At 41.1% G+C, this 15536-nt stretch carries 22 protein-coding genes; 20 read left to right on the top strand and 2 right to left on the bottom strand.

Annotated features, from left to right (window positions below):
• Positions 1-82 precede the first annotated feature (82 nt).
• The 7 genes from BS614_RS11775 to BS614_RS11805 all read left to right on the top strand — a co-directional run bounded on the left by BS614_RS11775 (position 83) and on the right by BS614_RS11805 (position 5505).
• Positions 83-940 (top strand): ABC transporter permease, encoded by an 858-nt coding sequence (locus BS614_RS11775; RefSeq protein ID WP_175623691.1) that lies wholly within the window; start codon positions 83-85, stop codon positions 938-940.
• A 16-nt stretch (positions 941-956) separates the two neighbouring features.
• On the top strand, positions 957-1829 hold the full coding sequence (locus tag BS614_RS11780) for a carbohydrate ABC transporter permease (RefSeq protein WP_074094120.1): 873 nt from the start codon (positions 957-959) through the stop codon (positions 1827-1829).
• A gap of 195 nt (positions 1830-2024) precedes the next feature.
• Positions 2025-2681, top strand: a complete 657-nt coding sequence (locus BS614_RS11785; protein WP_074094122.1) for a hypothetical protein — start codon at positions 2025-2027, stop codon at positions 2679-2681.
• A 287-nt stretch (positions 2682-2968) separates the two neighbouring features.
• Positions 2969-3790 (top strand): hypothetical protein, encoded by an 822-nt coding sequence (locus tag BS614_RS11790; protein ID WP_074094123.1) that lies wholly within the window; start codon positions 2969-2971, stop codon positions 3788-3790.
• 150 nt (positions 3791-3940) lie between these two features.
• On the top strand, positions 3941-4183 hold the full coding sequence (locus BS614_RS11795) for a hypothetical protein (RefSeq protein ID WP_074094125.1): 243 nt from the start codon (positions 3941-3943) through the stop codon (positions 4181-4183).
• A complete protein-coding gene (locus BS614_RS11800) occupies positions 4184-4561 on the top strand; it encodes a retropepsin-like aspartic protease (protein WP_074094126.1) in 378 nt (125 codons plus the stop codon).
• Positions 4562-4863: 302 nt separating this feature from the next.
• Entirely contained in the window at positions 4864-5505 is a 642-nt protein-coding gene (locus BS614_RS11805) for a FusB/FusC family EF-G-binding protein (RefSeq protein WP_074094128.1), read from the top strand.
• A gap of 128 nt (positions 5506-5633) precedes the next feature.
• Here the strand turns inward: BS614_RS11805 and BS614_RS11810 are convergent, their stop codons facing one another.
• Complete coding sequence (locus BS614_RS11810) at positions 5634-6221, bottom strand: NAD(P)H oxidoreductase (protein ID WP_074094130.1); 588 nt, start codon at positions 6219-6221, stop codon at positions 5634-5636.
• A 247-nt stretch (positions 6222-6468) separates the two neighbouring features.
• On the opposite strand from BS614_RS11810, the gene BS614_RS11815 reads away from it, so the two are divergent.
• From BS614_RS11815 to BS614_RS11880, 13 genes are all read left to right on the top strand, one after another.
• A complete protein-coding gene (locus tag BS614_RS11815; RefSeq protein WP_074094132.1) occupies positions 6469-6867 on the top strand; it encodes a winged helix-turn-helix transcriptional regulator in 399 nt (132 codons plus the stop codon).
• Positions 6864-7358, top strand: a complete 495-nt coding sequence (locus tag BS614_RS11820; protein ID WP_084174496.1) for an NUDIX hydrolase — start codon at positions 6864-6866, stop codon at positions 7356-7358. The genes BS614_RS11815 and BS614_RS11820 overlap by 4 nt, the downstream gene beginning before the upstream one ends.
• Before the next feature lie 60 nt (positions 7359-7418).
• Complete coding sequence (locus BS614_RS11825; RefSeq protein ID WP_157116074.1) at positions 7419-7808, top strand: hypothetical protein; 390 nt, start codon at positions 7419-7421, stop codon at positions 7806-7808.
• A gap of 100 nt (positions 7809-7908) precedes the next feature.
• Positions 7909-8772, top strand: coding sequence for a DUF4085 family protein (locus tag BS614_RS11830; protein WP_074094135.1), 864 nt, complete (start codon positions 7909-7911; stop codon positions 8770-8772).
• A 35-nt stretch (positions 8773-8807) separates the two neighbouring features.
• Positions 8808-9080 carry a hypothetical protein gene (locus BS614_RS11835; RefSeq protein ID WP_152683025.1) on the top strand — a complete coding sequence of 91 codons (273 nt, stop codon included), beginning with the start codon at positions 8808-8810 and terminating at the stop codon, positions 9078-9080.
• Positions 9081-9363: 283 nt separating this feature from the next.
• Entirely contained in the window at positions 9364-9912 is a 549-nt protein-coding gene (locus BS614_RS11845) for an HAD-IIIA family hydrolase (RefSeq protein WP_074094140.1), read from the top strand.
• 20 nt (positions 9913-9932) lie between these two features.
• Entirely contained in the window at positions 9933-10406 is a 474-nt protein-coding gene (locus BS614_RS11850) for an NUDIX domain-containing protein (RefSeq protein ID WP_074094142.1), read from the top strand.
• Positions 10407-10483: 77 nt separating this feature from the next.
• The gene (locus BS614_RS11855; RefSeq protein WP_074094144.1) at positions 10484-11347 is read left to right on the top strand and encodes a phosphotransferase; all 864 of its coding nucleotides are present in this window, start codon (positions 10484-10486) and stop codon (positions 11345-11347) included.
• 71 nt (positions 11348-11418) lie between these two features.
• On the top strand, positions 11419-11985 hold the full coding sequence (locus tag BS614_RS11860; protein WP_074094145.1) for a MepB family protein: 567 nt from the start codon (positions 11419-11421) through the stop codon (positions 11983-11985).
• A 117-nt stretch (positions 11986-12102) separates the two neighbouring features.
• A complete protein-coding gene (locus tag BS614_RS11865) occupies positions 12103-12384 on the top strand; it encodes a hypothetical protein (RefSeq protein WP_244898305.1) in 282 nt (93 codons plus the stop codon).
• Between the two features lie 150 nt (positions 12385-12534).
• Positions 12535-13389 carry an MBL fold metallo-hydrolase gene (locus tag BS614_RS11870; protein ID WP_074094147.1) on the top strand — a complete coding sequence of 285 codons (855 nt, stop codon included), beginning with the start codon at positions 12535-12537 and terminating at the stop codon, positions 13387-13389.
• Positions 13390-13537: 148 nt separating this feature from the next.
• The gene (locus BS614_RS11875) at positions 13538-13921 is read left to right on the top strand and encodes a hypothetical protein (RefSeq protein ID WP_167544399.1); all 384 of its coding nucleotides are present in this window, start codon (positions 13538-13540) and stop codon (positions 13919-13921) included.
• A gap of 63 nt (positions 13922-13984) precedes the next feature.
• Positions 13985-14281 (top strand): SHOCT domain-containing protein, encoded by a 297-nt coding sequence (locus BS614_RS11880; RefSeq protein ID WP_074094151.1) that lies wholly within the window; start codon positions 13985-13987, stop codon positions 14279-14281.
• Positions 14282-14428: 147 nt separating this feature from the next.
• Here the strand turns inward: BS614_RS11880 and BS614_RS11885 are convergent, their stop codons facing one another.
• Positions 14429-15412 (bottom strand): cation diffusion facilitator family transporter, encoded by a 984-nt coding sequence (locus BS614_RS11885; protein ID WP_074094153.1) that lies wholly within the window; start codon positions 15410-15412, stop codon positions 14429-14431.
• Positions 15413-15536: the final 124 nt, after the last annotated feature.

Raw genomic sequence — 15536 nt, forward strand, 5'->3', positions numbered from 1 at the left:
GCGGGTCCCGCAGGCAAACGTTGGGAACAAGCTGGAACAAAAGAGAAAAAAACGCTACAAACAGCCATGGATTCTGCACTTCATGGTGTTGCCGGCGGCCATTATGGTCTTTATATTTTCATACATTCCGATGTCCGGGATTTTGATGGCATTTCAGGATTATAAACCTGCACTTGGATTTTTCAATTCCGAATGGGTAGGACTGAAGCACTTTAGGTACATGTGGGAAAATGATTATTTCCTGCAAATTACGTGGAACACGCTATTTTTTGCCTGTACGAAGATCGTCATGAATCTGATCATTCCGTTTATCTTTGCCTTATTGCTCAACGAGGTACGGAAGATGGCACTGAAGAGAACGATTCAAACACTCGTGTATCTTCCTCACTTTCTGTCTTGGGTTACGTTGTCAGGCATCCTGATCGACATTTTGGCCCAGACGGGTATTGTCAATCAGTTCTTGGTTTCCGTATTTGGTATCAAGCCGATCTTCTTCCTGGGGGATGGCAGCTGGTTCCGATTCACGATTATTGCGAGTGATGTCTGGAAAGAGTTTGGTTTCAACACAATTATCTTCCTCGCGGCACTGTCCGGCATTAACCCTGCACTTTATGAAGCAGCTGAAGTGGATGGAGCAGGACGCTGGAAGCAAACGATGTATATTACCATCCCGGCACTGATTCCCATTGGGATCGTAATCGCAACGCTGGCACTGGGTAATGTGCTTAACGCCAACTTTGACCAGATATTTAACTTATATAGTCCGTTGATTTACCAACAAGGTGATATTATCGATACGTTTGTGTATAGAGAAGGTCTGTTAAGTGGACAGTTCAGTTTCGCTACCGCCGTGAATCTGTTCAAATCGGTCATTAGCCTGATCCTGATTGTGATCTCGTACCGACTGGCTTACCGATTCGCCGGATACCGAATTTTCTAGAAAGGAGGACGAACGAATGTATCATAAAACGATGCCTTACCGCATATTCAGCATATTCAACAATGTGTTACTGACCCTGCTTTCCCTGCTCTGCTTGCTGCCTTTGTATCACTTACTTATGGTATCTCTTAGCGCATCTGCACCTGCGAATGCTGGTCTCGTCACGTTCTGGCCGATCGGGTTTACACTGGAGGCGTATGCGAAGACATTTGCCAATACCAACTTCCTCTCCTCCTTGTGGGTATCTGTGGAGCGGACGGTACTCGGTACAGGACTTGCGTTAATTGTTAATACGCTTGCAGCCTATGCACTCTCCAAAGAGACGCGGGTGTTCCGCGCACGTAACATCTATCTGTGGTATTTTGTCATCACGATGCTGTTCAGCGGTGGCCTCATTCCGGGGTATATCCTGATTCTGAAGCTGGGACTGATGAACACATTGCTGGCCTTGATCCTGCCGGGATTGGTTGCGGTGTTTAACATCATTCTGTTGCTGAATTTCTTCCGTACCGTTCCGAAGGATCTGGAAGAAGCGGCATTTATCGATGGCGCAGGGCACTTTAAAACGTTTATCAAAATCTATCTGCCTGTCTCGGTCCCCGTTATTGCAACGGTTTCCCTCTTCATGATGGTTGGGCATTGGAACGCGTACTTTGACGGGATTATCTACATCCGTGATGCGGAAAAACTTCCACTCGCGACATTCATGCAGACGATCATCGTGCAGGCCGATATGTCGAAGCTTGATCCAGAAGCGGTGAAGAACCTGTCCCAACGGACCATTCGGGCTTCGCAGATCTTTATCAGCGCACTGCCGATCCTGCTTGTGTATCCATTCCTGCAAAGGTACTTTGTAACGGGGATCGTAGTTGGTGCTGTGAAGGAGTAGTTGAATGTAGGGGTTAGGATAGGGATGTGAAAAAGGAGTCACTGAACTGGGGAAGGCCAGGGAGGTGGCTTCTTTTTTGTGTGTGGAAAAAGAACGTTGCATATATGTAGTGTATTACCTTTATTTGAATAAAATGGTACGATGATAGCTGATTGAAAGTTATCTTTATTATTCATATCAGAGGGTGTGTACGAAGTGAAAAAAATGATAATCGTTACCTTGGTTTTGTCGTTAGTAAGTGCTTCTCTTGCTTTTGCAGCGACAGACGCATCACAGAAGATAAGTATAGTTTTGAATGGAAAAGAACTAAAGACCAGAGCAGGGACAGAAGTCCAAATAATTGACAATCATGTTTATATCCCGGCCAGTGTTCTTCGTGATGCAAGATTTGCGGTAGAGTATAAGAATTCCAAGCTTAATCTGATTAACAGCTATTTTCGATATACCCGAAATTTAATGGAGATGCATGTTATGAATCAAGTTTTTACAACTCGATTCAACAAGATTGATCAGGAAATAGTCAATATTTTGGGCAAAGTGATGCTGGAGGACCCGGTAGATTCCTCGAATTTACAAGAGTACATGGAGGAAGCTCGGTCCAATGCAGTAATCCGGCCTGAAGTTTTTACTCCTGTGCAGGATTACAACTCGTTTGATTTTGGATCTGCCAGACAAAGTGTTGAAGAATATCAAAAAGCAATTCAAGAGTTAATGGCTTATGTGGGAACCAAAGATAAGAAAAAACTAAAGTCATTTTACGAAAAGAGAAAACAGGCACTTGAATTTTATAACTCATATACCAATACCTATGATCTTATTTTCAAAGCAAGTTTTTCAAGTGCAGTCAAATAGCGGGGAACGGGTCCTGATTTCAAATTCAGATTTCTGGTCTGTATATGTATCAAGTGATTTTGAATTGAACTTTCTGGTTTATGTCGCCAGATCATATGGCATCTAAATTGGAATATAATGTAAAAAAGGAGTGACTTCCCATCAATCCGAAACTTGATAAAAGTGCACAACGCTTCATTAAGGAATTCATTCGCAAATTCAATCAGCAAGTATTAGAATTTGATTCAAATAAGAGGAGATTAATTAAAGAAAAAGAAATAATCAACACCATAAATTATATTTATTCCATGAATAAAGAGAACTTTAAAGAGGTCCATAAACATTTAAATGAAGAGTTAACGCTTGCTCTCGTTGGATTGACATATACAACTTATTTTAGTTTAGCTGTAAATCAGGAAGATCATAAAAATCCAATGCTAGATGATTTTTCAGACGTAACGTTTGAGAATATGACCCCGAGCTCCCTCTACCAAAGTATGATTACAACCATTAGTAACCATGTATTAGCTATTATTAGACTAGTAGAGCTGGGGTTGGACACTTCAGCAAGAGCGTTAATTAGAGTATTAGCTGAAACTATTTTTATCTTTATCATTGTGTTTTCAAGTAAAGAGCATTTCGATAATTACCGCAACGGAATGAATGATGAAGACGCTGATTCTATATGGTATAGATTATTTGCTAAAAAGAGGATGCAAGTAGAACTTAAGAAAATTGAAAAAAGAATTGGCTTGCCTGAAGAAATTGTTAGTGAGATAAATAAAATTAGAACATCAATTTATAAGGAATTTTCTAGTGTGGTCCATTCGTCGGCGTATACAAGTATCTTAGGTTCTTATGCGTTTGATTTTAATAATGATCAGTTACAAATAGGCGTCGGAGGAAAAGCATCAAAAGCCTCTAAAAATACTTTATCTACGTTGAATTGGTTATTATTCTACTTTTCACTAATGACTAAAGGGGTATTAAACAACCTTTTTGAATTCAAGCCTCGGTCAGATAACGAGATATGGAGAGTTGTTTTTCCTATAAGAGAATGTTTTATTGAATTGTATCTTAAAATCACATATAAAGATGAATATGAGAGCATTTCGAGTAGGATCACATAGAATCGTGACATAATGAATTTGTTTTGGTGCTAAACTGAATATTAATTAAGATCTCTTAACAATATATTTAAGAGACGTAAAGTGAAACTTCAATGATTAGTGTATGTTTACTAAGTGGTATAATATCATCAAACGATAGGAGGAATGACTATGAAATGGCAAGAGGTTCAACAAATTTTCCCAAATCAATTTGTGAAGTTTGAAGTTCTTCATTCTGAAGAGACGGAGAATCAAGAAGTTATAAATGAGGTCGCTGTGATCGGTCCTGTAAGCGATGAAAAAGCAACCCAAGAATTACTGAATAGCCGGGATAATACCTTGGTCTATCATACTTCCAAAGATCAAGTCATTGTTAAGGTACGGAAGAATGTAGGTTTAAGGAGAAAATTGTAAATGAAAATTGAATATAGAGAGGGACTGTTATTCACTGAACTAACAATCCTTTTTAACGGAAATAGAAAAAGGATCAATAACATAGTTATTGATACGGGAGCAAGTCATACCTTGATTTCACAGGATGAAGTAGACGATATTGGCATTCTAGTTGGGGTAGAGGATGAGATTATAACAAGTTACGGAATTGGCGGTAAGGAACATGCTTTTAGTAAGCGTGTCGAGGGAATACAGGTGGGAGATTTTGTTTTAAGGGATATTCCAATAGATTTCACTTCATTTAAATATCATAATATTAACGGTTTATTAGGACTGGACATACTTATAGAAGGCAAATTCAATGTAGATCTAGAAAACTTTAAACTATATCATCTATAAATCTAAGATAAAAGTATATTTTTAATAATTGGAAATTGGAACGAAGCCCGTTGCCTATAGTATGCTGCCCCTGCTATAATTTCGATATATCTATCGTATTGGGGGTTATGACGTGGCAATATGGATAATGCCGGATTGCTCGTTCGCTAGAAAGCCTTACGCAAAGCCTGAATAGGGGCGGACTTTGTGTAGGGCGCGACAAAAATGAGATTGTTGCCCTGGAATCTACATTAACATAACGTTTCATCCCACAGGCTTTGCACCTTATTTGTTCTTCCAATAAAAATAAGGGGCTGAACGCCATGCAAACACCATTTATTCAGAATCATCAATTCAATTATATTCAAAAACAAGCTGATTTCCTGCTCAAAACGCTACGCTCGGTTGTGGATCCAAAAGTATTGGAAACCGTCCGTTATACAGTCGGCACAAATGCGGTGAGCATCTTCGATGAACTCACTCCGGAGCAGAAGCAACTGTTGGAGCAGTTATCCACGTATGAGACGACACATGAATTGCAGACGTATCTGAACGGGCTGGAATCATATCTGATTCCATATCCGCAAGTATCAGCGAAGCAGATTCTGAAGCTTTTTCCTAAAGCGAAGAAGCTTAAAGTGCCCGATCTCGAATCCATCGATTACGCACGTACTACCTATCTGAGATGGACTGACATTGCGACGAGCCGTTTGTTCATCGTGTACCCGTATGAAGGCAGATTCCTCGGTATCGAGGGACGGATTACACCCACGAACAAAAAAGGGTACTGCATGTTCTGTCATCGTCATCAGGAGCTCGGATTCTTCAATGTGAAGACCAAGGCTCATTCGCCAGATAACTTTTCTTCCATTGCCCAGTACGTATGCATGGATAACACAGCTTGCAACCATAGCATCACTGATATCACTATGCTGGAGAAGTTTCTTCTCTCGACAGTAAAATAATGCAAGACACGCAAGCAGGGTCGCTCTACGGAGCGACCCTGCTTGCGTGTTCAAGCGTTGTGATTCGATATTGAACGTACCACAAACTTCAGAATTCATAGTCGGGTCATACCTTTTTTCTCATACCATCATGGAGTCGGAATATCGTTGGCATAGTTCAGTCCCAAGTGATGTGCATGGTTCAGCAGTACTTCATAGTGCTCAGGCTTGGATTCCAATGTTTCATATAAAAACTCAACCCTCGATTGGGACACGCCGCAGTAATCGGCAATCCCCACATTGAGCAGGTTGGCGATCGATTGACCATAGTTGCGCTTCTGCACCTGTTCTTCCGTCACACCCGAAAGAGCGATCCACAATATCTGCTGATGAGGGAGCTTGTTCGCGCCATAGGCAAATCCGTTGTTCATGACACGATCTACATAACCTTTCAACATGGCTGGCAGATGCCACCACCAGAGAGGAAACACAAAAGCCACAGCATCGTGTTTCTTCAATCGCTTCATTTCGGTTTCAACCTCAGGCGAGAATACCTGATTTTCTTGGGTATAGTCTGGTTCATCCATCTCTCGGAGAATTGGGTCGAAGCCAATCCCATGCAAATCCAATATCTCATAACCGTGACCAGCATCGGTAAGACCCTGTGCAAAACGTTGAGCTACCTGAAAGGTCAAGGAGTCTTTTCTGGGGTGGGACACTACAACGAGTACGTTCATCTTATCTTTCACTACCTTTCTGAATTGCAGTCTTGTAGCCATAAATCAGTGGCTGATGCTATTATAAACAGGTATGAAAACATCTGGAAGTACGCACTTTGATGTTCTATAAGAAGAATGAAGTGCTATAGGAACATCAAAGTACCCTAAATGGATGCCTCGAAATGGGCTTAAATAATAGAAAGAAGAGCAGCAAAAAGTTTATATTTTCACTTGGGATACAGTCTAATTATGGAGGGGTTCAAAAATGACAGAACATGGAGAAACGAGTGCTCCAAAAAAATATAAAGTAGGCGTGGAAGCGGCCTTGGAAGTAATGGGTGGGAAGTGGAAGCCTTTGATTATTTATCATTTGATGACAGGACGGAAACGCACGTCGGAACTCCGACGGTTAATACCGGACATTACGCAGAAGATGCTGACAACACAGCTGAGAGGACTTGAAAAGGATGAGATCGTACAGCGCAAGGTATATTCAGAGGTACCTCCCAAAGTGGAATATGAGTTAACGGACTATGGCTGGGGACTCAAGCCTGCCCTGGATCATCTATGTTATTGGGGAGAAGAGCATCTGGATAAAATCCACGGGGATAAGTTTAAAGTTTTGGAGGACTTCGATTCTGAAGAGAAGGGGGCAAGAAATTGAATGGTGCGGAGCACGTGAAACAGGCAGTCCCTATTCGTTGTAAAGGCGTGGCTGTAGTTCTGTTGAAGAAAAGCCTCGATCAATACCGTGTACTAATGCTGAAACGGGCTGGTCGTATGTTGCATAACGAGTGGTGTTATGTTGGCGGCGGGATAGAAAAGGGCGAGAAGGCATGGGAAGCTGCACTCAGAGAAGTTCATGAGGAAACAGGTATTACGGAAGTCCGGTTGTATTCTGCCAATCAATTCGAACAATATTATTCACCCATGGAGGATTATATCTATACCGCTCCCGTATTCGTAGGATATGTGGATGAAAGCCAGCCTGTCCGTTTAAATCATGAACATACCGAGTACCAATGGATGACGTTTGACGAAGCTAAAGAAAATGCGGCATTACCTGGGATTGATAACATTTTGGATTTTGTTGAAAAGCATTTTGCCAGAAAAGCCCCTTCCGAGTGGCTTAGGATTAATGAAGAGAATAATTAGGAGGTGGAACTCATCACATACAAGACGATTTATCCAAGAGCATGGTTGAGCCTATTATGTATGTTGGTCATTGAAGCTATGTTTTTCAGAAATGTAATTTACGATGAAAATGGTATTCTTAAGTACTTCCTGATCGTTATATTGACCTTTATTCTCGGTTATATCGTTTTTCTGCTCTGGCGTTTGTTTTTCACTAAACCCAGTATTACGCTGGAAAGCGATCATGTGATTTCTATGAAACTTCAGAGATATGATGCATCTCAGATTGAGTGTATTTATATGAATTACAGACGGATTGGCATCAAACTCTATGGTAAACGGTTAGTTCCGATGGATCTATGTTTTTATTTTCAACGAGGTCAGGAGTCCGCAGGCGTAGAAGCTGTTCATGAATGGGCGGCGCGAAACGACAAAGAAATAAAACACAAATTGTTTCAAACCTTGGGGTAGACCAGTACGTCTGTTGAGTATAAGGAGTCGTTAAGGCTGAAGATTTTCGAGGAGTAGCGATGAAAAAAAAGACTTCTAAAAATTACCAGGAGAGATGCCCATGAGATATCTAACGAAAGAATGGTATGAGCTTTGTCAGCAGACACATCTTCATTTTGGTTTAAGAGTACATAATGGAGCTTACGAGTCAGATGAGAATCTATTTTTGAGGCTGTATAAAAGAAAGGAAAAAGCGCATTTGAAACAGGAGCGAGAGTTATATAACTTGGACCCACGTTTCATGCTGGAGCATGATGGTCAAGTACTTACTCGCGTAGACAAAGCTTTCGATGAGGAAGAAGTGACAGAAGAAGACCAGATCGTATTTCACTTGCCGCCGGAACAAAGAGCGCATATCGAGAAACTCATTGCAGAATATGATGTACGTCCTCCGTTTGATGAGAAGAAATGTAAGGAAGAGTACAAAGAATCGATGGAGTGGAATTTTCAATACAAGGCGGAGAATTTGCCACAGGAAATCGTTGAACAAATTGCGGATATCCGTGTCTTTACGTTGGGTTATTGCACGAGAGAAGTTATGCACCAGCTGAAGAAACAGAGTGCAGAAAATAGAAGAGAAATGGAACGCATATCGAAAGAATTTAGAGAAGTGATGATCGCACAGGATATTTCCGATGAAATACATAGCCGGGTTCAATATCATGATTGTACACTGACGGAACTGCTCACAGGGGATGAAGTGGTCATTCGTTTTGACACCCGTGGGGGCTTCACCAATATAAATAAACTCACGCTCGTTGCGCCGGAAATCCTTAAGCAAGACGGTGGAATTGTAGGCAGTTACTGGCTGTATCAAGAGCTGTATCGGATCGATAACGGATATGAGCTTCATGTTCTATTTGATGGAGAGAATATGCCTGAGTTGATTGTTCGCTGTGCTGATATTCTCGTAGAGGAAGAATGAGAGAGACCAAGAGGATGAATATGGAGGGAATAGAGATGGAATGGACCACCAGTACGTTTGGTTATTTATCTACTCCCGTATTTGTCGTGGGTATTGCATGTTACTTCTTTCCTGATTTTCTATACAAAATATTTGTCCTGATGAGATATCGAAATATTAAACCGAATTACGAGTTTGAAGATAACCCTCCCAATAGTGATATCCCTAAACATATCGAAATAATATTAAAAGTACTAGGCACTATTATGGTTATCCTGGGGATTATATGGTTTTGGTTTTCAGAAGAGTTTTATGACTTATTATTTTGACAGCAAGGAGTTGGACACCATTTTGGAGTTTATCTGGGCTTTAGTGATCTCAATTATAAGTTTAATTGTCGTTCTTATCTTTGCTGCAATTGTACGGTATGCGATAGATTCATCCAAAACATCGAAAAAGCTGGATGTATTGATCAAAGAAGTGCACTATCTAAAAACTGAAATTAAAAAATTGCAACACCATAAACAGCACAAGATGGTAGCAAGCATATTATCGATGAGAAAGTATAGATGAACGACACGACTTGAAATTTTTCTAAGAAGGGAACAGACCATGATGAAACCACAGGGAAACGTACAAGCTGTTTTTATAGACAGAGATGGAACAATCGGTGGTACAGGTCATTTTATTCATCCGAGAGATTTCAGATTATACCCCAATGCTCAAGAAGCAATTATGCTTTTGAAACGAGAAGGAATTACGGTACTGGCTTTTACGAATCAATATCGAATCTCACGTGGAGAGGCAAGTGTTCAGGATTTTGAAGAGCAATTTCGCGAGTACGGATTCGATCACTCCTATATATGTCCGCATGAGCAAGAATGCAATTGCAGAAAGCCTAAACCCGGAATGTTATTACAGGCCTCAGAGGAACACGGTTTGGATTTATCCAATTGCATCGTTATTGGAGATGTAGGAGACACAGACATGCTTGCTGCCCATGCCGTAGGAGCGACCAAGATCATGGTGCGAACAGGCTGGGGGGAATCTTCATTAACCAAATTTAGAGACAAATGGACGGAGACTGAACCTGATTATATCGCAGAGGATATTTGGGATGCCGTACAATGGATCATTCATGGAAGGGAAATCAGAAAATAAAAGACAGGAGGTAACTGTGGATGGGTATGTCAGACTATTACAAAAACCTTAGGGACAAGATCGGCAACGAGCTTATTTTTATGCCGGGTGTAGCTGGAATTATCCGAAATGAACAAGGGGAGATCCTGTTTGGTCGTAAACATAACGAATCAACCTGGGGGCTGATTGCTGGAGCAATCGAGCTTGGTGAGACACCGGCGCAAGCAATGGTAAGAGAGGCACTGGAAGAGACAGGTCTAGTTGTTGAACCGGAGAAGATTATCGGAATATACGGGGGTGAAGCAAGACGGTTTACATACAGCAATGGTCATCAGGTCGAATATTTGACTATCGTATTTGAATGCAGGATCAGATCTGGGCAACTCACGCCCGATAATGAAGAGATGAAGGATCTGCAGTTTTTCCCCGAGGATCAGCTTCCACCCATGGCAAACAAGTACTCAGATTACATTTTTAGCTCCAACCAAGAAGAACGAGCCCGTTTTGAAAGGTAAGCCACTGTGCATTTTTATCAAAACTTAACTTATGTTTACCAAATGAATCAAGATCCTAGTTATATGAGGAGAACCATATGTTAATCAATCCAACGGTAAATGAGATCAATAACTTATTCAAGATGCATCATATCAATGAAGAAATATCTGAAATTCAAAGTTTGTCAGGTACCACAGATGGATGTGTTTATCGGTTGAGTACGAGTCTGAATATGCACTATATTTTGAAATCGGATGAACCCGAACAGATTCACATCGCCCAGCAGTTTTTGGATACGTATAAGAATTCTTCGTTATTACCTGAAGTTTTGGTGACTGATCCGAATAACACTTATTTTATTTATACGTATATGGAAGGTACGACCCATTTCAACCGGGGACAGAAGAGAGACTGGTTAACTCGTCTGGTGAAAGAGTTATTCAATACATATGTGCGTTCTTCAGATACGAATTCATGGGGCAGAATGGAGTTCCCACAGAGGACATGGAAAGAATTCAATCAGATTAGTATTCATGAAGCAAAGATAAATATCGGAAGTATTTTAACGACAGATGATTATAATCTGGTTCAATCCAAAGTGGATCGTCTTTTTCATGAGGAAGAAGAGAAGTTTCTTTTACATGGCGATACGGGGGTTCATAATTTTGTATATGATCAAAATGAACTTATCGGCGTTATTGACCCATCTCCAATGGTTGGGCCTATCCTCTATGATTTCTTGTATGCTTTTAGCTCCTCGCCAGATGATATCACCAGCGAAACATTATTTGCTACATTCGAACTTCTGGAACAGGTCAAAATGGATAAATCCAGATTAATAGAGGAAGCTCTGATCCATCTATATTGTCGAATTGGGCTGAGTAACAAGCATCATCCTGATGATCTACCTGAGTATTTGGAGGCGTGGAATGAATGGAAACGACTATGTCAGGAACTTTGAACTAGCAAATTTCTTATAGCTATCGCTAATGCCTTAGTTCAGACCATACAAGACAGGAGAGATATCACAAGTTGGATAACAAAAATAGTTTGAATCGTCCGAATGCTTGGACGACCTCCGAGATGCTTCATGGCGACTTACTTGCCAGTAAAGAACTTATCTATGACAAGTGTGGCTTTATCTGCTCACAACCATATGAAGAAGCACAAAATGCTGAATATGGGGCATATGTGTTCACCATAAATTCTCTCTCCATTCGATTCCGCGTCGCCAAAACCACGCAAACCAAGATCGGACAATTTGTTACCCTGTGGCAGCGGAGTGAGGATGGAACGACACAGCCATATGATGGATCAGATCCAGCAGATGTGTATGTCATTAGTACGCGCGCAGGCAGCCACTTTGGTCAATTTGTATTTCCGAAGCATGTATTGTTGCAACGAGATATCATATCGGATCAAGGCAAAGGTGGCAAGCGTTCCATACGTGTATATCCGCCTTGGGACAAGCCAACAAGTAAGCAGGCTCAGAAAACCCAGCAGTGGCAGCTTGAATACTTCCTGGAAGTACCTTTTACTGAACCATTGAACTGTGATCAAGCCCGGGTACTTATGATAAACCATTATAATCACCTATGATTTAGGAGTGTGGTCCTGATCGTATTAACGTCAGCAATCGTATTCACCTTCCTGATCCTAATCGTGATTCTCTTTCAGGTTGCTTTAGCGGTAGGTGTGCCCTGGGGAGAGTACGCCATGGGTGGAAAGTTTCCCGGGAAATACCCCGGTTCCATGCGTTTTGCTTGCATATTTCAAATTGCAATTTTAGCATTCATGGGTATCATTGTTCTGAGTAAAGCAGGATTGCTTTGGCCTCAGTGGTCTGTTTTTGCAGAGACAGCGATCTGGTTTATCGTCGCGTATTTAGTACTCGGGACGATTTTGAATCTGATTACGAGAAGTGTATGGGAACGAAGAATCTGGGCGCCCGTAACGTTGTTGATGCTGATAACGAGTATAATGGTTGCCATTACATAACATAGCGTTGAAATATTGATTACAGATTGAAAGAGGTGATTCCATTGGTAAATCCATAAACGGAGAAAAATCCATGTATTAGCTTGAATAAACATGCGGTTTTTCTCTGCCTATGATATGAAAATACTCATATAGAGGAGACGAATTGACATGTTAAATCAATTAAGCAATTCCATTTATTATATGTCCAACGATAATGATAGAGAAAGACCGGTACTAGGCTTGGTGTGTGGGGAAAAACATAGTCTGGTAATTGATGGTGGAAATTCAGTTCAACATGCCAGAGACTTTATCGAGGAGATTCGATGCTTAGATGTGCCGCCCGTTCAGTATGTGGTTATTACGCATGCGCATTGGGATCATTTTTTGGGAATGAATGAATTCGGTGCGACGATCATCGTTAATCGTTTAACTAATAAGCGCTTGAATGAATGGAGAGATTATTCCTTCGATGACCAGTCACTTCGTGAGTATGTAGATGCAGATATAATCAGCGCACATTGTATAGAAATTATACAGTCGGAAATCCCGAGGAGAGAATCATTTCTACTAGATAAGCCCGGTATCGTCTTTAAAGATTCCCTCCAGATTGATCTGGGGAACAAGCTATGTATGCTGGAGAGGATTCAAAGTACGCACACGGATGATTCAACAATAGTTTATATTCCTGATGAGAAAACTATTTTTCTCGGAGATAGTCCTTATGGAACAACAACGGATAAAATGTTTCATTTTAAGCAATCCTTGCTTAACCACATGATACAAGATATCCAGATGTATGATATAGAGCATTTCATTCTCGGACACGAGTCTATCTGTGATCGGGAAGAGATGGATGTATTCTGGAGAGAGCTTACAACCAGTAGCAGAGCGGTGACATCTACTTCCTTGGAGCAGGCGATAACATCTTTTGAAAAGGAACAGCTGCGGGAGCCTAATGGGAATGAACTCTTCTTCTTGAAAGCATTTGTTAATGATCAACTGTTACAGGCACAGAAGAAATAGATGGACAGTTCGAAAGTAACTTAATACTGTGACTTTTAGATTGGTAATGCGGTTTATAAGGTCAAAGTTTCTTAAAGAGAATTTGATTTTGGATCGAAGAGCCATGGCATATGTGCTAGGGTTCTATTATCCGAAAGGAGGGGAAGTATTGCGCAGCTCCAGATTCACACCGTATTTAAGTTTTATAGGTTTTGGTTTAGTATTTCTGACTTTGAGTGTGAATGTAAGCTTTAAGCTAGGAATGGAGAAAGGTTTGGATGAAGGTTCCCTTATGCTGTTGTCAGTTGCTAATGCAGTGTTACTGATATATACATTGGTCTGGGGTGTATTTGGTGTAATCGAGTTTATGCTGTTATGGAAAGAAAAACAAAAGATAAAGTCCAAGCTGGAACGGGGAAAAATGAACAAAGAGGAATTCTTGAATCAGACCAAGAGAGTTAAGACCAGTCTGGGAATCAACATCAGTTATATTGTCATCCTGTTGTTTCAGCTTGGATACGTCATAATAAACTGGGATGAGGTTGATGTTTAGTCTTCTGACCGACCTTTCCTGATTTTGAATAAAAACATACATAACATTTAGGAGGAATATTCATTGAAAGCATTATCGATCTTCAGCCTTATTTGGTTCGTACTCAATTTTTTATTAATCGTAGTTTTTATAGATGGTTCGCAAGAAAGTGCGGAGGTAGCGGCAGGTTTGGGGATTTTGGGTGTCTTGTATGGTCTGCTTTTCTCAATTCTAGCCTTGATCATATCAAGCAAGAGAAAAAAGACCCCTGTGAATGTTCATGAACAACTGCTTCAGCTAGGTGACTTAAAAGAAAAAAATATTATTTCAGAATATGAATTCGATCAAAAGAAAGAGAAATTACTCTCCAGATACAAGTAGTCCAGAGCCCGCTGCGGTTAGGTAAAGGCTATTCTATTTTCTACTCATACCAAAAAGCTGAACTTAGGAAAATAAAAACAGGGCGTTCCCTTTAACGGGGAATCTGCCCTGTTTTCATTTAGAAGCAACTAATATTTGTTACTCATCTCAATGGTGATGATGTGCGTGAGCATCTGGTGCGTCGCCTTTGACCGTACATAATACCGAGGTGTCATGCAAATGTTTTTCGGACTCCACTTGGAGCGTCACATGTTTGATTTCTTTATGCTCCAGCATATGTTCAATCTTCTGAACTAGGATCTCGGATGCATAGACATCCATCGTTCCGTCTACCACGATATGAGCGGTCAGTGCGTTCAGGTTACTGGTGATAGACCAGACGTGCACATCGTGTACGCCTTTGACGCCATCGACTTGTTTAATAGTCTGCACCAGGTCATTCACATCCACATTGGCCGGAGTTCCTTCCATCAAGATGTGCAGGGATGATTTGGTGACAAAGAAACCACTTCGCAATACCAGTGCTGCGACAATCACACTCGCCAGTGGATCGGCCCAACCCCAGCCGAAGAACATCATGAGCAGTGCCGCAGCAATGGCTCCGACGGATCCCAGCATGTCGCTGATCACATGGAGATAAGCACCACGCATATTCAGGTTTTTCTCCGTATCGCTACCACGCATCATGATCCAGGCAACAAGAATGTTTACGAGCAGTCCAATGACGCTGATAATTAACATACCTACGGTTGCGACTTCTGGTGGGTGGATAAAACGACCAATGGCTTCGTAGAAAATGTAGAGCGCGATGGCGATTAACGTGATTCCATTTAACGTGGCAGCCAAAATCTCGAATCTTCTGTAGCCGTACGTTTTGCCGGTATTCACTGCTTTTTCACCAAACGTGAACGCCAGCAAAGCGATCCCGAGCGCAATGGAATCGGACAACATATGACCTGCATCCGAGATGAGCGCGAGACTGTTGGTAATAAATCCACCAAAGGCTTCAACGATCATATATACGGTAATAATAATGAAGGAAAATAACAGGACTTTCTTATTATTGGTTGTGTGAGCGTGGTTGTGTCCATGATCGTGCCCTTGGTTCTGATCGTGATGATGTCCGGACATATAAAATCCTCTCCTTTGGAGCCTTGCTCCGTTATGTAATATGATTTCTAGTGTGGACTATAAATGATCTTAAACAATGTTTGATCGTCCACAAATGAATATATGAGCGTTTGTTCATGTGTTA

Origin of the sequence: Paenibacillus xylanexedens, assembly GCF_001908275.1 — a bacterium.
Taxonomy (GTDB): domain Bacteria; phylum Bacillota; class Bacilli; order Paenibacillales; family Paenibacillaceae; genus Paenibacillus; species Paenibacillus xylanexedens_A.